General features: G+C 54.2%; 21 protein-coding genes and 1 tRNA gene. 13 read left to right on the forward strand and 9 right to left on the reverse strand.

What is annotated here, in order from left to right; all coding sequences use genetic code 11:
• Positions 1–69: 69 nt before the first annotated feature.
• Both AB1F12_RS10200 and AB1F12_RS10205 read right to left on the reverse strand, forming a co-directional pair.
• Positions 70–756 (reverse strand): D-lyxose/D-mannose family sugar isomerase, encoded by a 687-nt coding sequence (locus AB1F12_RS10200; protein WP_368184021.1) that lies wholly within the window; start codon positions 754–756, stop codon positions 70–72.
• Between the two features lie 113 nt (positions 757–869).
• Complete coding sequence (locus tag AB1F12_RS10205) at positions 870–1,652, reverse strand: gamma-glutamyl-gamma-aminobutyrate hydrolase family protein (protein ID WP_368184023.1); 783 nt, start codon at positions 1,650–1,652, stop codon at positions 870–872.
• Between the two features lie 113 nt (positions 1,653–1,765).
• Here AB1F12_RS10205 and AB1F12_RS10210 point away from each other — a divergent pair, with 113 nt between their 5' ends.
• Positions 1,766–2,980, forward strand: coding sequence for a cytochrome P450 (locus AB1F12_RS10210; protein WP_368184025.1), 1,215 nt, complete (start codon positions 1,766–1,768; stop codon positions 2,978–2,980).
• Here the strand turns inward: AB1F12_RS10210 and AB1F12_RS10215 are convergent.
• Positions 2,963–3,391, reverse strand: coding sequence for a heme-binding protein (locus tag AB1F12_RS10215; RefSeq protein WP_368184026.1), 429 nt, complete (start codon positions 3,389–3,391; stop codon positions 2,963–2,965). The two genes, AB1F12_RS10210 and AB1F12_RS10215, sit on opposite strands and share 18 nt — an antisense overlap.
• A 32-nt stretch (positions 3,392–3,423) precedes the next feature.
• Positions 3,424–5,559, reverse strand: a complete 2,136-nt coding sequence (locus tag AB1F12_RS10220) for a malate synthase G (protein WP_368184028.1) — start codon at positions 5,557–5,559, stop codon at positions 3,424–3,426.
• A gap of 174 nt (positions 5,560–5,733) precedes the next feature.
• Here AB1F12_RS10220 and pepN point away from each other — a divergent pair, with 174 nt between their 5' ends.
• The 3 genes from pepN to AB1F12_RS10235 all read left to right on the forward strand — a co-directional run bounded on the left by pepN (position 5,734) and on the right by AB1F12_RS10235 (position 9,791).
• Complete coding sequence (gene pepN, locus AB1F12_RS10225; RefSeq protein ID WP_368184030.1) at positions 5,734–8,283, forward strand: aminopeptidase N; 2,550 nt, start codon at positions 5,734–5,736, stop codon at positions 8,281–8,283.
• A gap of 45 nt (positions 8,284–8,328) precedes the next feature.
• Positions 8,329–8,850: a hypothetical protein gene (locus AB1F12_RS10230; RefSeq protein ID WP_368184032.1), complete on the forward strand. Its 522-nt coding sequence runs from the start codon at positions 8,329–8,331 to the stop codon at positions 8,848–8,850.
• 80 nt (positions 8,851–8,930) lie between these two features.
• Complete coding sequence (locus AB1F12_RS10235) at positions 8,931–9,791, forward strand: 1-acyl-sn-glycerol-3-phosphate acyltransferase (protein WP_368184033.1); 861 nt, start codon at positions 8,931–8,933, stop codon at positions 9,789–9,791.
• 4 nt (positions 9,792–9,795) lie between these two features.
• Here AB1F12_RS10235 and AB1F12_RS10240 read toward each other — a convergent pair whose 3' ends face one another.
• Positions 9,796–10,677 carry a transglycosylase SLT domain-containing protein gene (locus AB1F12_RS10240; protein WP_368184035.1) on the reverse strand — a complete coding sequence of 294 codons (882 nt, stop codon included), beginning with the start codon at positions 10,675–10,677 and terminating at the stop codon, positions 9,796–9,798.
• Between the two features lie 85 nt (positions 10,678–10,762).
• Positions 10,763–11,371 (reverse strand): transglycosylase SLT domain-containing protein, encoded by a 609-nt coding sequence (locus AB1F12_RS10245; protein WP_368184038.1) that lies wholly within the window; start codon positions 11,369–11,371, stop codon positions 10,763–10,765.
• Positions 11,372–11,549: 178 nt separating this feature from the next.
• On the opposite strand from AB1F12_RS10245, the gene gatB reads away from it, so the two are divergent.
• The 6 genes from gatB (at position 11,550) to aqpZ (ending at position 17,051) form a co-directional block, all read left to right on the forward strand.
• Positions 11,550–13,061 carry an Asp-tRNA(Asn)/Glu-tRNA(Gln) amidotransferase subunit GatB gene (gene gatB / locus AB1F12_RS10250; protein ID WP_368184040.1) on the forward strand — a complete coding sequence of 504 codons (1,512 nt, stop codon included), beginning with the start codon at positions 11,550–11,552 and terminating at the stop codon, positions 13,059–13,061.
• Positions 13,062–13,199: 138 nt separating this feature from the next.
• Entirely contained in the window at positions 13,200–13,808 is a 609-nt protein-coding gene (locus AB1F12_RS10255) for a hypothetical protein (RefSeq protein WP_368184042.1), read from the forward strand.
• A 257-nt stretch (positions 13,809–14,065) separates the two neighbouring features.
• On the forward strand, positions 14,066–14,677 hold the full coding sequence (locus tag AB1F12_RS10260) for a hypothetical protein (RefSeq protein ID WP_368184044.1): 612 nt from the start codon (positions 14,066–14,068) through the stop codon (positions 14,675–14,677).
• Positions 14,678–14,872: 195 nt separating this feature from the next.
• Positions 14,873–15,355, forward strand: coding sequence for a DUF4177 domain-containing protein (locus tag AB1F12_RS10265; RefSeq protein WP_368184046.1), 483 nt, complete (start codon positions 14,873–14,875; stop codon positions 15,353–15,355).
• 227 nt (positions 15,356–15,582) lie between these two features.
• Positions 15,583–16,212 carry a J domain-containing protein gene (locus tag AB1F12_RS10270; RefSeq protein WP_368184047.1) on the forward strand — a complete coding sequence of 210 codons (630 nt, stop codon included), beginning with the start codon at positions 15,583–15,585 and terminating at the stop codon, positions 16,210–16,212.
• A 149-nt stretch (positions 16,213–16,361) separates the two neighbouring features.
• Positions 16,362–17,051, forward strand: coding sequence for an aquaporin Z (gene aqpZ, locus AB1F12_RS10275; RefSeq protein WP_368184049.1), 690 nt, complete (start codon positions 16,362–16,364; stop codon positions 17,049–17,051).
• 65 nt (positions 17,052–17,116) lie between these two features.
• On the opposite strand, the gene rnd is transcribed toward aqpZ, so the two are convergent.
• From rnd to purM, 3 genes are all read right to left on the reverse strand, one after another.
• Positions 17,117–18,277: a ribonuclease D gene (rnd, locus tag AB1F12_RS10280; protein ID WP_368184051.1), complete on the reverse strand. Its 1,161-nt coding sequence runs from the start codon at positions 18,275–18,277 to the stop codon at positions 17,117–17,119.
• Positions 18,278–18,368: 91 nt separating this feature from the next.
• On the reverse strand, positions 18,369–18,974 hold the full coding sequence (gene purN / locus AB1F12_RS10285; protein ID WP_368184054.1) for a phosphoribosylglycinamide formyltransferase: 606 nt from the start codon (positions 18,972–18,974) through the stop codon (positions 18,369–18,371).
• A gap of 8 nt (positions 18,975–18,982) precedes the next feature.
• Positions 18,983–20,050, reverse strand: a complete 1,068-nt coding sequence (purM, locus tag AB1F12_RS10290) for a phosphoribosylformylglycinamidine cyclo-ligase (protein WP_368184056.1) — start codon at positions 20,048–20,050, stop codon at positions 18,983–18,985.
• A gap of 213 nt (positions 20,051–20,263) precedes the next feature.
• On the opposite strand from purM, the gene AB1F12_RS10295 reads away from it, so the two are divergent.
• From AB1F12_RS10295 to AB1F12_RS10305, 3 genes are all read left to right on the forward strand, one after another.
• The gene (locus AB1F12_RS10295; protein WP_368184058.1) at positions 20,264–20,626 is read left to right on the forward strand and encodes a hypothetical protein; all 363 of its coding nucleotides are present in this window, start codon (positions 20,264–20,266) and stop codon (positions 20,624–20,626) included.
• Between the two features lie 55 nt (positions 20,627–20,681).
• Positions 20,682–20,758: transfer RNA gene (locus tag AB1F12_RS10300), tRNA-Ile, on the forward strand.
• 78 nt (positions 20,759–20,836) lie between these two features.
• Positions 20,837–21,922 (forward strand): serine hydrolase domain-containing protein, encoded by a 1,086-nt coding sequence (locus tag AB1F12_RS10305; protein ID WP_368184060.1) that lies wholly within the window; start codon positions 20,837–20,839, stop codon positions 21,920–21,922.
• Positions 21,923–22,069 lie beyond the last annotated feature (147 nt).

Consider the following 22,069-nt stretch of genomic DNA (forward strand, 5'->3'; position numbering starts at 1 on the left):
TTGGTTCATTCTGAGAATGGGTTTGAATGGGTACAACCGGGATTCTGTCCGGTTAGACCAAAACGCGGATCAGGCCAGCCATGTTTTATAGTCACTGACCAGCAAATGAGTGGGCGCGACATCCTCTTCGATGTCGGCAAATCGGCCAATTGGGTCACGGAACACATTGTCGGTTTCGTCATCATTAACTGTCGACACTTCTCCGATCAGAACGTCCCCGCCTTCGCCCCAAAATGCGTGCCAATCGCCGGGCATCAGGGTCACGCTTTCACCGGGGGCAAATTTTAGCTTTTCACCGGGGGCAAAATCTCGGCGGATCCCGTCACAAAACACTGTCCCCCCCGCAGTTTCATCAAAATTCCCATCCGCATCCGAGCCAAACAGCTCTATCACCATGGTGGCGCCGCCCCGGTTGATGATGTCTTCGGCTTTGATCACATGTGTGTGCATCGGGGACAGTTGATCTTGTTTGGAAATCAGCAGTTTTTCCGCATAGCACATCCCGCCGCCGCGTTGCAGATCGGCCAAACGGCCATTGCGCAGCGTAAACAGGAACAAGCCCATCTCGTCGTAACGCCCAGCACCATAATCAGTAATATCCCAGCCATTGCGCGCATCAATAACGGCGCGCGCTTCGTCTTTGCGGGATTTGAATTCATCCGGCGACCAATAGGCCCAAGGCGGCAGAACAAACCCAAAGGATCGGATCATTTCATCGGCTTCTGCCATGATGTCATTGATGCGCGAACGTTTCATCGGCTAATCCTCAAACGGCTATTACGGATATGTTTGCGCTATCAGTGCCCAATCCCCAGACCAAGAGCAAGCATGATCCACGAAACATTTCCGAAACTTTTACCGCCGTCAGATCAGGCGCTGCGCTGTAGGACCGCGTTTTGGGTTGATCGCTGCGCAGAAAAGGCGCGCGCCGCATCCCCAAACGCTTCGAATAAAGGGCGCGATACCGGATCATTGGCTGCATTCCATTCCGGATGCCATTGTACAGACATGGTAAATCCCGGTGCGTCCTGAATATAGATCGCTTCGGGGGTGCCATCGGGGGCGTGCCCATCAATAACCACCCTCGGGCCGGGCTGTTTTATCCCTTGGCCATGTAAGGTGTTTGTTAAAACTTCGGTTGCACCAAACAGGGTATGAAACGGGCCATTTTCCGTGACTTTGACCACATGACGCAGGGCAAATTTTTCTTCGAGCGTCCCATCAGGCGGCATGCGGTGATTGCTGCGGCCCGGCAGATCGCGGATTTCCGGATAAAGCGTCCCGCCCATGGCGACATTCACCTCTTGGAACCCACGACACACTCCTAAAATGGGTTGGCCACGCTCCACACAGGCCCGGATTAACGGCAACGTAATTGCATCCCGCCCACGATCAAAATCACCATGCGCCTCAGTCTCTGCCTCGCCATACTCAGATGGGTGTACATTCGGGCGCCCGCCCGTAAACAAAAACCCATCACATATCGACAGCAATTCGTCGACCTGCACCACGTCCGGGCTGGCGGGGATGATCATTGGCGCACAATTTGACACGTGCGAAATCGCACAGGAATTCATCGTGCCCCCCGCATGGGTTGGGTATTCATCGTTGATCAGATATGAATTGCCAATAATTCCAATAACAGGTCGCACGCGTCCATCCTTATACTTCCTGTCAAAACATAGACCTATGTTGATAGACAGAAAACCCTTACCGTTGATGAATACCCTCTGCATTGGCGCACATGAATAATTTGGATGCGAATATGGTTCACGACCTCAATAATACCGATTTTTTACGCAATCCCGGTCCGAAACTGCGCGCATTACAGACCCAAGGCGCATTTGTTCAGGTCAAGCTGCCGTTGGTCGGTGTCGTTTGGGCCACGACCAATGATGAAACCGCGCGTCAGGTTTTGAAAGACACCGAAAATTTTGCCCGCAACACCAAAAATGCAACCGGGCGCAGCATGGCCAAGACGTTTTGGTGGATGCCACCGTTTTTGCGCCCTCTTCTTAGGAATCCTGCCCAGCTGGATGGCGCAGAACATATTCGATTGCGACATTTGGTGACCGCTGCCTTTACCAAAACGGCCATGGAAACGCGTATTCCGGCCATTCAACAGATCGCAAATCAGCTATTGGACCAGATGCCTTTGACCCAAGAGGTGGATCTAATGGGGGCCTATTGTCAGAAAATCCCGATGTTGGTGATTTGCGATGTGATGGGCATCCCAGAGGCGGACCGCGCCAAAGTTGCCGCCTGGGTTAATCCGATGACGCAGATTTCCGGGGGGCCTAGCTTTGCGCGCGCCCTGCCCGGTATTTGGCGCATAGCACGGTATTTTCGCACGGAATTTGAAAATGTGCGGCAAAATCCGCGACCGGGCTTGATTAGTGATTTGGTGCAGGCCGAACAAAACGGAGACCGCCTGAGCAACGATGAATTGCTGGCCATGGTAATGGCGCTGTTTGTCGCGGGCCATGAAACCACCGCCAATCTGATGGGGTTTGCGATCGCGCATATGCTCGACACACCAGAAAATGTGATCCCGTTCAAAGATGACCCAAGCCGGTGGAATGCCTTTACTGAAGAAGTGCTGAGACACGAGTCACCCGTGATGTTGACCAATATCCACTATGCGAAAAACAACATTAACATTAGCGGCCATGAGTTTGAAATTGGGGATAAAATCGTCCTATTGCTTATCGGAGCGAACCGGGATCCAAACAGGTTTACGGATCCTGACCAGTTTCAACCTGATCGCGTCCGCAATCCCCATATCGGGTTCGGATATGGGCCACATATATGTGTAGGCATGCAACTGGCGCGGGTGGAATTGCGGGTGGCGTTGCAAACTCTTTTTGAACGTTTCCCCGAAATCCAACCCACCCTCAAACAGGCGGAATTGCCGCTGCTAAAGCGGGTGGGATTGCGGGGATATAAACGTTTACCGGTGCGTTTACGCCAATCCAGTTAGGCCCACCGCGTCGATTCCGGCCAATCCGACAATTGCATCATTGTCGGATGTATCACCGGTAACCCCAATCGCCCCAACGGTTTTTCCAGATTTGTCCTGCACCAAAATCCCTCCGGGCACTGGCACCACTTGTCCGCCATAGACCCCATTCACCGCATTCATAAAATAGCCCTGCGCCTCGGCGCGCGCCATCTGGGCCGATCCAGGCATACCCAGCATAACCGCCCCATAGGCTTTGCCATGTGCGATTGCAAACCGCCCCGGCGCAGCCCCATCCTGACGTTCAAACGCTTTGACATGCCCACCTGCATCCAGCACCACAACAGAAAGCGGTTTTAGGTCCAGTTCTTTGCCTTTTTCAAACGTTTTACGAATGATAGTACGTGCACGATTTAAAGAAATTTCCGCCATATTTCATATCCTTATTGGATGAAGCTAAAGTGTTATGCTTGGGTCTTTTTCTGCAGACGCCGCTGATGCAAAACCGGTTCGGTATATCCCGAAGGCTGGATACGCCCCTGGAACACCAAATCGCATGCTGCTTGATACGCTATTGAATTATAGCCCGGCGCCATTGGTAAATAGCTGGGATCGTTGGCATTTTGCGCATCAACCACCAATGCCATTTTTTCCAATGCGGCGCGCACCTGCGCCTCAGAAACCACGCCATGATGCAGCCAATTCGCCAATGCCTGCGACGAAATCCGACAAGTTGCGCGATCTTCCATCAGGCCAACATCATGAATGTCAGGCACTTTGGAACACCCAACCCCCTGATCCACCCAACGCACGACATAGCCCAAAATACCTTGGGCATTGTTTTCCAATTCTTGGGTCTTTTCCGCGTCTGAAAACACACGATCCTGTTGCGCGGTGGGAATGGTTAGCAAATCGTCCAAGGAACCGCGCGCGCCGCCGGATTGCAGTTCATCCTGCCGCGCCGAAACATCAATTTGATGGTAATGGGTCGCATGCAACGTCGCAGCCGTAGGCGACGGCACCCAGGCACAGGACGCACCAGCCTGCAGGTGGCCTATTTTGGCCGCCAGCATGTCGCCCATCAGGTCGGGCATGGCCCACATACCTTTGCCGATCTGTGCCCGGCCTTTTAGCCCACACGCCAGCCCGATATCCACATTTCGATCCTCATAAGACGCAATCCAAGCAGCGTTTTTCATCTCACCTTTGGGCACCATGGGCCCTGCTTCCATAGAGGTGTGGATTTCATCACCGGTACGATCCAAAAACCCGGTATTGATAAAGGCGACCCGCGATTTTGCCGCGCGAATACATTCCTTTAGGTTCGCCGACGTGCGGCGTTCTTCGTCCATGATCCCGATTTTCACGGTGTTTTGTGGCAGGTTCAACACCGCCTCAACCCCCGTGAATATCTGATCCGCGAAGGCGACTTCCTCGGGGCCATGCATTTTCGGTTTTACGACGTAAACGGACCCTTTTGTAGAGTTTCCACCACCCCGTTGCAGGTCATGCATCGCGATAAGGGTGGTTATCATCGCATCCATCAGACCTTCGCCAATTTCGGCGCCGTCCCTGTCCAAAATCGCCGGGTTGCGCATCAGATGGCCGACATTACGCACCAACATCAACGCGCGGCCTTTCAGGGTGACATCATCGCCCTTTGGCCCGGTGAAAACCCGATCCGGGTTCATGCGCCGCGTGACGACTTGGCCCCCTTTTTCAAAGCTTTCCTCAAGATTTCCAGTCATCAGGCCAAGCCAATTTGTATAGGCCAAAACCTTGTCTTCGGCATCCACGGCGGCGACGGAATCTTCGCAATCCATGATCGTCGAAACAGCGGATTCCAACAGGATATCGCTGATATTTGCCGGATCATCTGCGCCAATGTCGCTGGTCGCATCGATCACAACTTCGATGTGCAAACCATTGTTTTTCAACAAAACAGATGACGGCGACTGGGCATCCCCCCGATACCCAACAAAGGCGTTCGGATCTGTTAGCGCGGGGGACAGTTCCCCATCCTGAATGGTGTATTGTGTCACATCCGCATGACTTTGGGATTGCAGTGGAACCGCCTGATCTAAGAAATTTTTGGCCCATGCGATCACTTTCGCGCCGCGCGCGGGATCATAGTTTTTGCCAGCCGGCAGGTCCCCCAGCGCATCCGTACCATAGAGCGCATCATACAAACTGCCCCAACGGGCATTCACCGCGTTCAACGCAAACCGCGCATTCATGATCGGAACCACCAGTTGCGGGCCGGCTATTTGAGCAATTTCAGGGTCCACATTTTCGGTTTCAATCGAAAAGTCCGACCCTTCTGGAACCAAATAGCCAATATGGTTCAAAAACGCCTGATACGCTGCGGGGTCATGGGGCTGCCCGCGATGTGACAGATGCCACTCATCAATCTGGCGCTGCAAATCTGCGCGTTTTTCCAACAAATGCAGGTTTTCTGGGCCATTTGAATGCACCAGCTCTGAAAACCCTGACCAAAATGCGTCAACCGCAACGCCGGTTCCCGGCAACGCTTTGTTTTCAATGAAATCTGCCATCAATTTGGCAACTTTGAGCCCACTTCGTTCGACGCGTTCAGTCATGGTTTTCTCCTATTCTCCGAACGGAATAGAACAAAAGTTTCCGATAGGCAACAACGTGGTCAAAAAAAATGACCAATTCAAAACAATGCAGTGACACGCCCCTCAACATCCCCACTTGTTGCTTTTCTGGTGGCACCCTAAGCTCGGCTCATATGGTAAATCAGCGAGCCCCAGATGAACGTCGACGCCCCTCAGAAAATCTATCTTAGCGACTATACCCCCCCTGCCTATTTGGTTGAGGATGTTCATCTGACGTTTCAGCTGTCAAAGACGGCGACGCGAGTCATTTCCAAAATTCGGTTTGTCCCCAATCCCGCTGCAGTGTCGCGTGATTTTTTCTTGCATGGCCTGGAACTTAGCCTGATTTCTGCCGCGATTGACGGCAAAGCCATCACGCCGGATTTATCCGCTGACGGGCTGCGCTGTGACGTGCCCGACGCACCGTTCACATTTGAGGCGATCGTCGAAATCAACCCGGCCGCAAACACGGTCCTCGAAGGGCTGTATATGTCGGGCGGGATGTATTCGACGCAATGCGAAGCCGAAGGGTTCCGCCGGATTACCTATTACCCCGACCGCCCCGACGTCATGAGCGTTTTCACCGTCCGCATCGAAAGCGACGCGCCGGTTTTGTTGTCCAACGGCAATCCAGTGGCCGCCGGGGATGGATGGGCAGAATGGCATGACCCATGGCCCAAACCGGCCTATCTGTTTGCGCTGGTTGCCGGGGATTTGGTGAATTATCCCGGCCAATTCACCACACGATCCGGGCGCGACGTGGAATTGAACATTTGGGTGCGACCGGGGGATCAGGACAAATGCGCCTGGGGCATGGAAGCGTTAAAGAAATCAATGACCTGGGACGAAGAGGTCTATGGGCGCGAATATGATCTGGACCTGTTTAACATCGTCGCCGTGGATGACTTTAATGGCGGGGCGATGGAAAACAAGGGGCTCAATCTGTTCAATTCAGCCTTGGTTCTGGCCAGTCCGCAAACCGCAACGGACAAGGATTTTGAACGTATCGAAGCCGTTATCGCCCACGAATATTTCCACAATTGGACCGGGAACCGGATCACATGTCGCGACTGGTTTCAGCTTTGTCTCAAAGAAGGTTTGACAGTATTTCGCGATCAACAATTCACCGGTGACATGCGCAGTGCGCCTGTGAAACGGATTGAGGATGCGATCCTGTTGCGCAGTCGTCAGTTCCGCGAAGATAACGGACCGCTTGCCCATCCGGTGCGCCCCGAAAGCTTTGTTGAGATCAACAACTTTTATACGATCACCGTCTATGAAAAAGGCGCTGAACTGATCCGGATGCTTAAAACTCTGGTGGGGGATGCAAACTATGAAAAGGCGCTCAATCTGTATTTTGATCGCCATGACGGGGACGCCGCCACAATCGAAGATTGGCTCGCGGTGTTTGAGGATGCCACCGGCCGTGATCTGAGCCAATTCAAGCGCTGGTACGCGCAGGCTGGCACGCCACAAATTCACGTGACCGATAGCTTTAACAACGGCACATATCAGCTTCATTTCAAACAAGAAATTCCAGACACAAACGGACAAGCTAACAAGGCGCCACATGTGGTTCCAATTGCTGTTGGGTTGCTTGGCCCTGATGGGACTGAAACCCATAAAACCACGATTTGTGAACTAACCGAGCCGGAACAAAGTTTTGAATTTGACGGGCTGCAGGACCGTCCCATCCCGTCAATCCTGCGGGATTTTTCTGCCCCCGTCATTTTGAAACGCAACACCAGCCCAGAAGAACGCGCCTTTTTGTTGGCCCATGACACGGATCCGTTCAACAAATGGGACGCGGGACGTGCGCTGGCGGTGGACGTATTACGCGACATGGTCACCACCAATGCCAGCCCAAATTCTGCATTTATAGAAGGTTTGCGATCCGTTTTGCGCGACCCGCAATTGGATCCCGCCTATCAGGCATTGGTTTTGGCCCTTCCGAGCCAAGAAGACACCGCGCAGGATTTGCACGCAAACGGGTATGTGCCGGACCCGCAAGCGATCTATGACGCCCATGAAACGTTAAAGCTGCATATCGCTGAAAATCTACAGGATACGCTGGTTCGGGTTCAGGCCGATTGCACCATCACCGGCCCCTATTCGCCTGACGCTGCTGATGCTGGCAAACGCGCGCTTGGCAATCAGGTCCTGTCCTATCTAAGCAAAATCGATGCGGGCAAAGCGGCGACTGCGCAATTTGAAACCTCCGACAACATGACCCAACAACAGGCCGCGCTGACTTGTTTGTTGTCCATCGGCAAAGGGCAGGATGCCTTGGACGCGTTTCAGCAGCAATGGCAGCAGGAACGGTTGGTCATGGATAAATGGTTCAGCCTTCAGGTGATCTGTGCCGCCCCCGATCAAACCGCGGCAACGGCCCTGTCGCTGACCAAACACGCCGATTTCGATCTAAAGAACCCAAATCGGGTTCGGTCCGTATTTGGCGCGATGATCAGCAACCCGGCCGGGTTTCACCATAAATCCGGGGCTGGCTATGCATTGCTGGCCGACCAACTGATCCTGCTGGATGCGTTGAACCCACCGGTTGCAGCCCGGATATCCACCGGGTTTGAAACGTGGAAACGCTATGATGACGGGCGCAAAGCCTTGATCCAAGAGGCATTATCGCGTATTGCGGCCAAAGATAATTTAAGCCGTGATCTAGCGGAAATGGTCGGGCGAATGCTTGGGTAATTTGGCCCTGCCGGTAAAAAGTTTTTTAGGAAGAGTGAATTTCAGATGCCGATACTTATTGCCGTTTTAGGTGGGCTTGCCGCTGTTTATTTCTTTGTGAACCGGGCGAAAAACGCAGCGGATTTGTCCCATGATTTGCTAGGTGTGGCCAATGATGTGCGGCTCGCGGCGCGTCGGTTTGGGTTTCAGCGTCGCAGCAACACCCACCCCGCCGACAGTATCGAGGACCCCAAACTTGCCATTGCGACGATCGCAATTGCGTTTTTGGAACTTGATGATTTGCCAACCAAAGAACAACGCGGATTGTTGGACGTGCAATTGCGTTCAACCCTGCGGGTCAGCGCGCAGGATTCCAGCGAATTGCAGATTTTGGGGCGGTGGCTGATGAACGAATGCCAAGGCCCCCAGCCCGCAATCACCCGTCTGGCGCGCGTCTTGTTCAAACTGGATGGCGCGAATTCGTTTGAACCGCTTTTGACGATCCTAAAAGGCATCACAACTGAGGATTTATCCGGCGCCCAGCGCGAAGCGATCAACGACATTCGTCGTGGGTTCAAATTACACTAACCCCGCCCGCACATTCTGATCCTTAACGGATTGTCATTTTCCCATCATGGGGCTGTTACATGCCCGTGGTGTGAACAATCATGCAAGATCGGATCGACCCTTTAATCCATGAACGCGCCCCATGGCTGAGCTCTGACAGGCTGGGAACGCGGATTATGCGTGCGGCACTGAATGATGCCTTGTCATATCGCGAAACGGTGCAAATCGCCCAGTCGCTGGAACATATGCCATCGCAGGACATCATGGATCACATGGGGCGGCGTCTGGCCCAGGACGTTTGTGCGCAGGGGATGGCGCAGGTGCCGCGCAACGGGGCGGCGCTGATTGTGGCCAATCACCCGACCGGCATCGCGGATGGTATCATATTACAGCATCTGCTGACCAAGGTACGCAAAGACGCCTTTTTCTATGCCAACCGTGACATCCTGCGTATCCTTCCGCAAATGGCCGATTTCATCGCCCCGGTGGAATGGCGTCAGGAAAAGCGAAGCCACGGCAAAACCCGCGAAACCATGGCGTTTACCCGGCGCGCAGTTGCCGCAGGACGTATCGGGGTGATTTTCCCGTCAGGACGTCTGGCCAAACGCCGTGGGCTGCAATTGATCGAACGTCCATGGATGGCCTCGGCGGCGATGCTGGCGCGCAAATTTCACTTGCCGGTCATTCCCGTCAACATTCGCGCGCGCAATTCCGCATTGTTTTACCTGTTTGATCTGGTTCATCCGACGTTGCGCGATATCACGTTGTTTCATGAAACCCTGAACAAGGATCGCCAACCGTTTCACGTGACATTCGGCGCGCCCATTCTGCCGAACGCACTGCCTAAATCATCCGAAGACGGGATTGAAATGTTGCGCCAAGCCACCCTAGCCCTTGGTGGGACAGAGGCACCAGATGTGTCACTGGTGCGTGCGACCCGCAGACCGTTGCTGCGATTGTGATGCATTATCCGCGTGTTGAAACGGCGTCGACAATCGGCAGCGACGTGGGGTTCAATCCGTTTGGACGCAATTGCGGCCGCAGGCTGGCGGTTAGGCCGGACTGGCGTTCGCAATAGGGTTGCTGCCGTGTCCAAGCCGACATTTCCGCGATTTTGGATCGGTTTGTCATGGGCCCCCAATCCGCCGCAACACCACGCCAGCGTGTATCCCGCACCGCGATTGCATTGTCGCGCCGCACCGTGACGGCCATGATCCGCACCGCGCAGGACAGATTGTCGGTCGCATCCTTTAGATCCGCTCCCGTGCGGGCATAACAACCATACCGCCGCGCTGTGTCTGGATAGATTTGCAGCAATCCATACCACAAATCCCCTCCGCCCACGGCTTCGGGTCGCCATGTGCTTTCGTGTTTGGCCAGGGATGACATCATCCCAACCCAAAACGCCCGGCGCAATTCAGGTGAATTGTTAGTATAGCCGGGGCACCAAGCGTCTATGTCGCGCGGCACCAAGGTTTCCAACCCATTGCCGTGGCTGACAATCGATGACAGGGCCGCGCGGGTCCAAACCTCGCCTCCTGGGCGATGATCCCAACGGGCGGGCGGGTGATAATCATTGCGCGCCAGAGGGCGGATCGCCGGGGCCTCATTTGGGGCATGGGGTGGATAGCGCAACATGAATGTCGGGCGCGCAGCCGGGCGATACCCGGCCAAAGCCGCGCGCTGCGCCGCCACGCGCAGCACAATCGCGTCATCGCGCGAAAACGGGCGTGTTTCAGATGTTAAATCTGGGCTGTCGGGCGCTGTGTTGGCGATGACAGGAATGGCAGTTCCCATCATCACACATGCCGCAACAATCCCCCCAAGGATGGTACGCGATACAGACATGCGCGCCTCTATGACGGGTTTGGCCCCATTTTTCAATAAAATTGAGTCATTGTCTTTTCATTTGCCAAATTTGCAAATGGGCGACCTAAGGCTGCGCACAATAGGGTTGCGCGCGGATCCAGTTGCGCATGTCTTGGCGTTTGCTGGCTTGATGGAACGGGCCCCAATCGGCGGCGATGCCCTGAAATCCGGCGGATACAACACCGTCGCGCGGCACGGTATGGGCCCAGATGCGGATGGCGCAATTGATATTGGCATGTCCGTTTTTCAGCTCTGCCCCCAATCCGGCCGCGCAGCCATAGCCCCGTGCGGTTGCAGGCGCGATCTGAACCAATCCAAACCAGCGGCCATTGCCCCCAACGGCGTCCTGTCGCCATGTGCTTTCGTGTTTGGCGAGGCTGGATAACATCCCCGTCCAAAAGGCGCGTCGCATCTGTGTGGTTCCACCTGTATAGGCCGGGCACCATGTGTCGATATCCTGAGGCACGAGCGTCAACAATGCAGCGCCCTGATCGTCCAACGCCGCAAACGCCGTCTGCGTCCAAGCCGCCCCATTTGGCAAATGATCCCAGCGCATCGGCGTTGCAACCGGCCCAGATTGATCAGGTGTTTGCGCAATATCACCACGCCCCCCACCACATGCCATCAAAACAGACAGGGCCATCACACCTATCGCACCTTTGAACCCCATCATGTCACGCTCCTTATTTGGGGCAGACTGGCCCAAAACCCGGCAAACGCGCAATCAAACCGCTGAAAACATCGAAACTTTGGCGGCACTCCGCCCATGCCCTCTTGCACGCCTAACCCAGCCCTCATAAAACCACCGCTGAACATCGTGCCAAAGCTGTGCCGAACCAAAGGATGCTGCAATGCTTGACCTGACTTATGACGCTCCAAAACCCAAGGTGATCCAAGGGGCCAAATCCGATTGGGAATTGGTCATCGGGCTAGAGGTACATGCGCAGGTTGCCACGCAGGCAAAACTGTTTTCCGGCGCATCGACCCTGTTTGGGGCCGAACCCAATTCAAACGTGGCCTTTGTGGATGCGGGCATGCCCGGCATGTTGCCCGTCATCAACGAAGGTTGCGTCGAACAGGCTGTGCGCACGGGTCTGGGCCTCAAGGCTGAGATCAACAAATTTTCCGCCTTTGATCGCAAAAACTATTTCTACCCAGACCTGCCGCAGGGCTATCAGATTTCGCAGCTTTACCACCCGATTGTGGGCGAAGGCGAAGTGTTGGTGGAATTGGGCGATGGCACGGCCCGTCTGGTGCGGGTTGAACGGATCCATCTGGAACAGGATGCCGGGAAATCCATCCACGATATGGACCCCAACATGTCCTTTGTGGACCTGAACCGAACTGGTGTGGCGTTGATGGAAATCGTATCACGCCCCGACATTCGCGGCCCAGAAGAGGCCGCCGCCTATGTGGGCAAGCTGCGTCAAATCCTGCGCTATCTGGGCACCTGTGATGGCAATATGCAAAACGGCAACCTGCGCGCGGATGTGAACGTGTCCATCTGTCAGCCGGGCCAGTATGAAAAATACCAAGCAACGGGTGATTTCAGCCATCTGGGCACACGTTGCGAAATCAAGAACATGAATTCGATGCGGTTCATTCAGGCCGCAATCGACGTCGAAGCGCGTCGTCAGATCGCCATCGTCGAGGATGGCGGTGAGGTCACGCAGGAAACACGTCTGTATGATCCGGATAAAAACGAAACCCGGTCAATGCGGTCCAAAGAAGAAGCGCATGATTACCGCTACTTCCCCTGCCCCGATCTGTTGCCGCTGGAATTCGACCAGGCGTTTATCGACGACATCGCCGCGACTTTGCCCGAATTGCCTGACGCCAAAAAGGCGCGGTTCATCGCCGATTTCGGCCTGTCGGATTATGATGCTTCGGTCCTAACCGCCGAAGCCGAAAACGCCGCCTATTTCGAAGCCGTGGCTGAGGGTCGCGACGGGAAACTGGCCGCCAATTGGGTGATCAACGAATTGTTCGGTCGCCTGAAAAAAGAAGACCACGTCATCGGCGACAGCCCCGTTTCTCCGGACCAGTTGGGCGGCATCATTGCGCTGATTTCCAAGGGTGACATTTCCGGCAAAATCGCCAAAGACCTGTTTGAAATCGTCTATACCGAAGGCGGTGACCCAGCCCAGATCGTGGAAGATCGCGGCATGAAACAGGTCACAGATACCGGCGCCATCGAAGCGGCTGTTGATGCTGTCATCGCGGCAAACCCGGCGCAGGTTGAAAAGGCCAAACAGAACCCCAAACTGGTTGGTTTCTTTGTCGGTCAGGTCATGAAAGCGACCGGAGGCAAAGCCAATCCAAAGGCTGTGAATGAAATGGTCGCGGCCAAATTGGGATTGTAACTGAATTCCAACCTGATTGCCTAAAACGAACCAAATGGGGTCATGCAGCAATGTGTGGCCCCTTTTTTGTTGATTTAGCACGTCTCATTGGGAACAAGGAAAGGTGCTTAATGAGTTAATATTTAACAGAGGATTTTCATGAGCAAATTACTAAAAAAACGAATGGCTTGCGCAGTTTTGGCACTGGCCACAGCCAATTCGGCACAGGCAATTGTGTATGATGTGTCGATCGATTGGGAAAATTACCTGAATTGGACTGGCGTGGTTGATACAACGACAGACACTTTCACGCTGACCAGCTGGACAACAATCGAAGGGCGAACCTTCACCCCCCTTGCGGATCAGTTTCCCATAACCTTTACCGCACAGACCGCAACGGGGTCTTTTGATGTTGCGGATTCCTGGGATGGAACCATTGGGTCGGATTGGGCGTTTGTGTCGTCTATGACGCTTGCTGATGTCGATTGGATCGAGTCGTTTTATTCGTCTTTCTCAGACTTGTATCTGGCATGGGGGGGACGTGCGGGGCTATTTGCACCGTTTGATTATAGCGACAACGAAGGAAGACTTGGCTGGGTGCCAACCGGGGCTGGCTTGCTCACCTCACCTCACAATGTTGTCTCTGTTGTTACCGAAGCTGGCGCCCCTTCCTTGCCCGCTGTTCCAACGCCCACGAGTTTCCCGTTGATGGCGACGTTACTGGGCGGGACGGGATTGTTCCTGCGACGCCGTAAGAAAGCGCGTTAAAGGCAGATTTGAACGAATTGGCTCAAACGTCACACCAGTTGCAGCCCCCCGTTGCGGCTGGTTTTTTTCCGGGGATTATTCCCAAAAATCTGAGATGAAAAACATCATCCTCTTTCCAGCTAATTTGGTTTTAAGCCCCCAAAAGCGTGATACGACGTCATTAACCCGCTTTTTCTTGCAATTCCTCGTCAATTACGGATAGATTAACGCCATTGTTGTTGGCGTTAATTTTTTGTTCACTTAATGGGAAATTGCGCATGCCGTTTCGTCCACGTGACATAGCCGCTGGAACATTATTCCTTTGTGCGGCCTCTTTGCCAGCGCAGGCAACGCTATATGATGTGACGTTGTTTTGGCCGCATCACATGGAATGGCAAGGCGTCGTTGATACAACAACAGACACATTCACACTGACCAGCTGGACCAATATCCTAGATGCGTTGTCCGAACCCATTTTGGATCAAATGCCCATAGTGTTTACGGCACAGACCACCAGTGGTTTTTTCGATGTGCCTGACGATTGGAACGGCACAATCGGGAACAATTGGGGGTTTGTTTCCAATTCATCCTTTGGGGAAATCGACTGGGTTGTTGACCCAAACCTGCGCTACGAACATGCGCAACTGGGATGGGGATCGCGATCAAATGCCAGAGGCGGCTTTATCGACTTTTCCTACCGCGAACGCAGCTTGGGATGGGTCGCCTATGACACGTTTTCAGCCCTGACCGCCGATGGCGTTCGGGTGTCCGTCATAGAAGCCCCGCGCGCATTGCCCCCGGTGCCCGCGCCTGCCGGTCTGCCTTTGGTTGCGACGCTGATGATCGGCGCCGGATTGTTTATCCGCAAACGCCGCAAACACATAGCCTGATCGCAGGCATCTGTTGCTGGCACTTGTCGTAGACACCTGCGCGGTGCAATGGGCCATTCACCGCCCGACCATCCTATATATCGCGGCCAAATCCGCGCCAGATACAACACATAGACCCGTCATAAGAAACCGCGCAACACCTTGGATTTACGGGGCGTTCTTGATACTGTGACGTCCAAGCGCGCGTGGGAGCAGATGATGAATACGTTTGAATACAAAGTGGTGGCCGCCCCGAAAAAGGGGATTAAGGCAAAAGGTCTGAAAACCGGCGAAGCTCGGTTTGCCAATGCCTTGGAAATGGTCATGAACGACATGGGGCGCGATGGTTGGGAATACCAACGCACCGATACACTGCCCAGCGAAGAACGGTCCGGTTTGACCGGCAAAACCACTGTATTTCAAAACATGTTGGTGTTTCGCCGCACGATCCAAGCCCAAGAGACGCCAGCTGTGAGCGCACCTGAAATCGCGCATGGTGTCGCAGCAGACATCCCTGCGCAAAACACCCCCGAGGCCCCTGCTGTGACAAAACCTCGGATTGAGGCTGCCGTGTCTGCGCCGCTTGCCGCCCCTGCCGCGATCACGTTTGAAACGGATAACACCGCGATGGTCACCGGGGTATCCGAACAAAGTGCCGGTAAACCCGATGGGGAAAAACCGACGGTCGCAGCTGAATAACACGATCTGCCACTCACAATTTGCATGAAAACACCGCCCGGTTTTAGGGCTGCGTTGATAAATACACAGCTATGTTGTGATGGGCAGGTTTTGGTGCGCAAACGCAACCTTAGGTAGAGTCGCTTTGATCAATTTATACAGATCAACCCCGAAAAAATTTAACTTTAGACTTCACCTTGGTGACCAGAGGTTTAAAATCACTCGTCCGAGTCGGTAAGGAACGTAGAATGGCCAAATCAGATCCCTTTGGGTTCGACATGTCTGTGTCGACGTCCAAAAAGAAAAATCCGCGCGGACGGCGCGGCATGTCGGGGGCGTTTGAAACCTCGACCCGCGTTTGCGCCCATGAAGGCTGCGAAGATGCAGGCAAATACCGTGCGCCCAAATCGCCTGATATTCTGGATGAATATCTGTGGTTCTGCAAAGATCACGTGAAGGAATATAACCTCAAGTGGAACTTCTTTGAGACGTCCACAGAAAAGGACGTTCTGGAACAGCAGGACAAAGACCGGGTTTGGGAACGTGAAACCAAGCCGTTCAAACAGTCAGAGGAACAGCGCGCATGGGCGCGTCTGGGGATCGAAGACCCCCATCAGGTTCTGGGTGAAAACGCGACGCAAAACCCCGGTAAATCCATTACCGGCACGCGCCGCCTGCCCCCCACCGAACGCAAAGCGGTGGATATCCTTGAGGCTAAGGATCACTGGACCAAGGCCGAAATCCGCAAGCAATACAAAGCCCTGATCAAGGTGCTGCACCCGGATATGAACGGTGGTGATCGATCCCAAGAAGAGCAACTATCCGAAGTTGTCTGGGCTTGGGATCAGATCAAATCAAGCCGGTCCTTTAAGGCCTAAACGCCTGATAAAAAAACCTTAATGCGGGTCAACTCGCATTGAGGTCCCTCTTGCTTTGCGGCTGTTATGGGCCGATTGGCAGAATTATTCCCCTCACAATATGACACGCGCCTCTTAGGGTCGCCCAGGTTAATCAGTGAGGGAAGAAAATGAACAAACAAATCGCAGAAGCGCTTGGCACCTTTACGTTGGTGTTGTTTGGCTGTGGGGCCGCGGTGATTGCGGGCGGGGATATAGGCCTGACCGGGATCAGCTTTGCCTTTGGGTTGGCGTTGATCGCCATGGCCTATGGGATCGGCCCGGTGTCAGGATGCCACATCAACCCGGCCGTATCATTGGGCATGGTCGCCGCAGGGCGCATGACGATGCCAGAGGCGGTGAAATACATCATCGCGCAGATCATCGGCGCCATCGCGGCGGCCTTGGTTTTGTGGGTGATTGCATCCGGCAAAGCCGAGTACAGCATCGCGGAAAACGGGCTGGGCCAAAACGGCTGGGGTGCGGGATATTTGGGTGAATATAGCCTGATCGCCGCCCTGATATTCGAAGTGGTGGCCACGTTCCTATTCATGGTGGTGATTTTAGGTGCAACAGGCGCCAATGCACCGGCGTCATTGGCCGGTTTGGCGATCGGACTGTCATTGGTGGTGATCCATTTGGTGGGCATCAATGTGACGGGTGTGTCGGTGAACCCGGCCCGGTCCATTGGTCCGGCACTATTTGCGGGCACAACTGCGTTGGCGCAGCTTTGGCTGTTTATTGTGGCCCCTGTGATCGGGGCGGTAGCCGCAGGTGCGTTATTTAAAACGGGCCTGTTGGACGCAAAACCAACCGATTGATCTAAAACGCAAAACAGCGGGTGCTGAGACACCCGCTGTTTCAAAACCAACCTCGGCGATGCGGTTTAGTCGTAGGGCACAGCCACCACGTTATTGCCTTTGGCCACCAACGCGACCTTGCCGTCACATAACAGCAGCGCATCATTGCCAAACACCTCTTTGCGCCAACCTTTTAGGGCTGCTACATCGCGCCCACCGGCGGCGATCACATCCAGATCGGCAGAGGTTGCGATCAGTTTCTGCGCAACTTTTTCGCCTTCAGCTTTGGCTTTCAACAGCACGCGCAGCAAATCCGCCAATGCCGGGTTCACCTGCAATTTATCCGCGCCTTTGGTGTTTTTGGGCATATCGGCTGGATCAGCCTCTAATCCGGCGGTCACAGCCGCCAAAATACCGTCCGCAATTTCTCCTTTGCGGGCTTCGCGTAGTAACAGGCGTGAGCGGCCCAAATCCTGCATGGTCCGGGGCTTGGTCGACGCCAGCTCCACCAGCGCGTCATCTTTGAACACACGATTACGCGGCACGTTGCGCGACTGGGCGTAACCTTCGCGGAACCGCGCCAATTCGCGCAGAATGGTCATAAATTTCCCAGATTGGGTGCGGGTTTTCACCCGTTTCCACGCATCGCCCGGTTCGACCCGATAGGTGCCCGGCGCGTTCAGCACGGCCATCTCTTCGGCGACCCATTTTTTGCGACCGGATTTATCCAGCTCGGCAGACAGGAATTCATAGATACCACGCAGATGGGTCACATCCGCCAGCGCATATTTCTTTTGGGCATCCGTTAAGGGACGGCGCGACCAATCGGTAAACCGGCTGGATTTATCAACGCTGTCCTTAACGATTTTGCGCACCAGGGTTTCATAGCCCACCTGTTCGCCAAACCCGCAGACCATCGCCGCCACCTGGGTGTCAAACAACGGTTCCGGGATCAGCCCCGCATCCACAAAGAAGATTTCCAGATCCTGACGCGCCGCATGGAACACTTTGACCACGCCATGATCGCGAAACAATTCATAAAGCGGCTCGAGCGACAGATCGGCCACCAATGGATCCACCAGCACTGCATTTTCATCGCCTTCGCCCGGATAGGCCAGCTGGATCAAACACAATTTCGAATAATAGGTCCGTTCACGCAGAAATTCAGTATCCACGGTCACATAAGGGTGCTGCGCGGCGGCAGCGCAAAACGCGGCCAGTTCTTCGGTGGTGGTGATGGTCTTCATTCCGGCCCATTCTGATGCATATGCCTGTCGGCCATGTTGATAGGCATTTTGCACCCATAAGGAAAGAGACCGCGCCGAAATTGTCTGCGCGCTATGCGCCCAACACCGTCATTTCGCGGTTTCCAGACAGGTATTTGCGCAAAACCTCTGGATAAAGCTGATGTTCAAACGGCAAAATCCGCGCCGCCAGATCATCCGCATTCTCGCCCGGCAAAATCGCGACCCGTGCCTGCCCTAATATCGGGCCTCCATCCAGTTCAGCGGTCACTTCGTGCACGCTGCATCCCGCCACATCATCCCCCGCATCAAGCGCCCGCTGATGCGTGTTCAAACCTTTGTATTTGGGCAGCAATGAGGGATGAATGTTCAGCATCCGCCCCGCGTAATGACCGGTGAACCCATCGGTTAAAATGCGCATGAACCCGGCCAGACACACAACATCGGGTTGATGTTGGTCCAACACATCGATCAAAGCCGCCTCAAACGCTGCGCGATCTTTGCCAAAGGGTTTGTGATCAACAGACGCGGTGGCGATGCCCATATCGGCGGCCTTGGACAGACCACCGGCATTGGGATCATTTGACAGCACCAAACAGGGGCGCCCCGGGTGATCCCCTTGCATGGATTGCGCCAGCGCAACCATGTTGGATCCCCCACCTGAAATCAGGATCGCGACGCGTTTTTTTGATGCTGTCATGTCACTGCTCAGATCAAGTTGCCGGAATAGCTGACGCCTTCGCCGGCATTCACGGTCCCCAGACGCGCAACGGTTTCGCCCTGCTCTGTCAACAATTCAGTCAACGCATCGGCGCGATCAGCGGCCACAACCAAAACCATGCCCAGCCCCGAATTGAATGTCTTCAGCAATTCAGATTCAGCCAAGCCACCATGCTGGGCCAACCATTTGAACACAGGCGGCAAATCCCAAGCGTTTAGATCAACGTTGCAGCCCAAACCATCGGGCAGAACCCGCGGCAGGTTTTCTGTCAAACCACCGCCCGTGATATGGGCCAAGCCATGCACACCGCCCGCGCGGATCGCAGCCAAAGCTTGTTTCACATATAGGCGGGTTGGCGTCAGCAATGCCTCGCCCAGTTTGCCATCGGCAAACGGCGCGTCGTCATTCCAGCCAAGGCCTGCAACTTCGACGATTTTACGCACCAAGGAATAGCCGTTGGAATGCACGCCATCGCTGGCCAACCCCAACAGAACATCGCCTTCGCCGACATTGGCGGGCAGTTCCGTACCACGTTCCATTGCGCCAACGCTAAACCCGGCCAGATCAAAATCACCCGCTGGATACATGCCCGGCATTTCCGCCGTTTCACCACCGATCAGCGCGCAACCACTGTCGCGACAGCCCTTTGCGATCCCTTCGACAATCCGCGCCGCCTGATCTGTTTCCAGCTTGCCTGTGGCAAAATAGTCCAGGAAAAACAGCGGCTCGGCGCCTTGGCAAACCAGATCGTTCACACACATCGCCACCAGATCAACGCCAACGCCGTCTACAAATCCAGTATCGATCGCGATCCGCAATTTGGTGCCCACACCATCCGTGGCCGCGACCAAAATCGGATCGTCAAACCCGGCGGCTTTGAGGTCAAACAACCCGCCAAAGCCCCCAAGACCGGCCATCACGCCAGACCGGTTCGTTGACGCAGCGGCCGGTTTGATCCGATCCACCAGCGCATTGCCCGCATCAATGTCCACGCCTGCTTCGGCATATGTTAGGCCGTTCTTTTGGCCATTTTTCTGGGTTTTGTCCTGTGTCATCGCTTGTCCCCCGAGGTCACGTTTGCGTCGCGATAGCCCAATCCGGCGCGCGGTGCAACGAATGTGGGCCACTACAATCAAATTCAGGCAAATTCAGACAATTTCGGGCGAAATCTGCCGCGGTTCAGGGGCGATATTCACATATTATTAAGATGCGTTCGACATGTGTATGGCACCGGGCGCGTAACCGGCCACTGAAAAATGGGGGTATGAATGTTCAGAGAATCCACAATTCACTCTGATTTTCTGCGATCTAAGTTTGTTGTTCCAGTATTTCTTTGGGCTGTTTGTACTGCCACAATTATAGCATCCAACGCATGGGCGATGCCTGCGGATGTGCGCTATGAACCTGACGATCCCAATCATGATATGTTCCAACAACAACCTTTGGTCCAATTGCAGCCCAAAATGCCGATCCCGTCTGTGGTGACCCGGGCCGATTTGCTGGCGATGGCCGATCTGGATGGCGATCCAACCAACCTCACCGAAGAAGAGGCGCAGATGCTTGAAGTTTTGCTTCAGGTGCTGGGCGGTCCGCCTTTGGGTGAAATAATCAGCGATTTCCCCGACTTATAATTCCGCATCCTGTGGTCTTGACCTTGCCAGCCTGTCTGCTAGTCACAGCCATGGCGGGCCTGTAGCTCAATTGGTTAGAGCAGAGCGCTCATAACGCTTTGGTTGGGGGTTCAAGTCCCTCCGGGCCTACCAGATATGGCAAGGATTATTCCCGCTTTTGCCAACATTTAGATGAGATTTTGTCAATTCTTCAAAGGCAAATAGCGAACCATGATACGGTCCCCCCATTCGTTGCTTCCCTCCAAGATGCTTGCCCCGTATCAAGGTGATGAAACCGGTATTGTCAGCATGTTGCTCACGGATGGGGATTGCGCGTTTTCTGCGTTGGGAACAATTCCGCCCGCAGGTCAAACCGCCCCCCAAGATTTGCTGTTCGAAATTGGATCGATCAGCAAAGTTTTCACCGCGCTTTTGCTTGCTGTGTTGATCGAAGAAGGCAAAATTGACCCCAATCGCGCCATCCAAGACGTAGATCCCGGTCTGTCAAATGTCCCAGACTGGATCACATTTCAAACCTTGGCGACCCATACCAGCGGATTGCCCAGGATCCATGTGCCGATTTGGAAAGTGCTGTTCAAACCTTTGCCCGATGATCCTTATGCAACTTTTACGAGGAAAGACCTCTTTGACTGGTTTGATGACCGGGCAATCACGTCCCAACCTCGTCATGTACGGCATGCCTATTCCAATTTGGGCATGGGCCTTTTGGGAGAGGCGATAAGCCTAAGTGTGGGGAAACCATTTTTGGACCTTTTATCCGAAAAAGTGATTGATCCTATGGGGTTGCGCGACACCAGCAGCCTTCTGACATCAGATCAACAGGCGCGGTTCATGCAGCCCCATGATGCCAAAGGCAAACCCGTGGTTCCTTGGACATTCCAAGCCTATGCTGGCGCAGGATGTTTGCGTTCCACCGCGCGAGACCTAGGGAAATTCGCGCATTTTGTTCTGCGCGCTTTGGAAAACCCAGTCACATCTCTGGATCGTGCCATCAAAAACAGCGTCATGCCATTATTTGGATTAGGACGACGCGGGGCGACCAAACCCATCGCGCAAAGTCTGGGATGGTTTTCGATAGAATTGCAAAATGACGCTCCGTTGATGCTGTTTCACAATGGGGGCACGGCTGGATCGACATCAACCCTGTATATCTGCCCAAAAACCAATTCCGCGGCGGCCATTTTGACCAATCGTGGTGTGGCCGCTAACATTTGGGCTGGCATGAAACTGAACAGATCAAACCCGCACCAAACCATCAGCGATATGTTCAAAAGCATGGCAACTTCAAACACCTAGCAATTCTCACGATGTTTGGCCCTATTTAGGGTTCTCATCGCGTTAACCGCTTCCATCACTCGAACATTTGCGCCTCCAAAACGGCGTTTCACACTGCAAACTTTGGCCACCTTTGCATCACGGTTCGGGCTTTTCCCCAGATAAACA

The organism is Aestuariibius sp. HNIBRBA575 (genome assembly GCF_040932005.1).
Classification (GTDB): Bacteria; Pseudomonadota; Alphaproteobacteria; order Rhodobacterales; family Rhodobacteraceae; genus CANLNM01.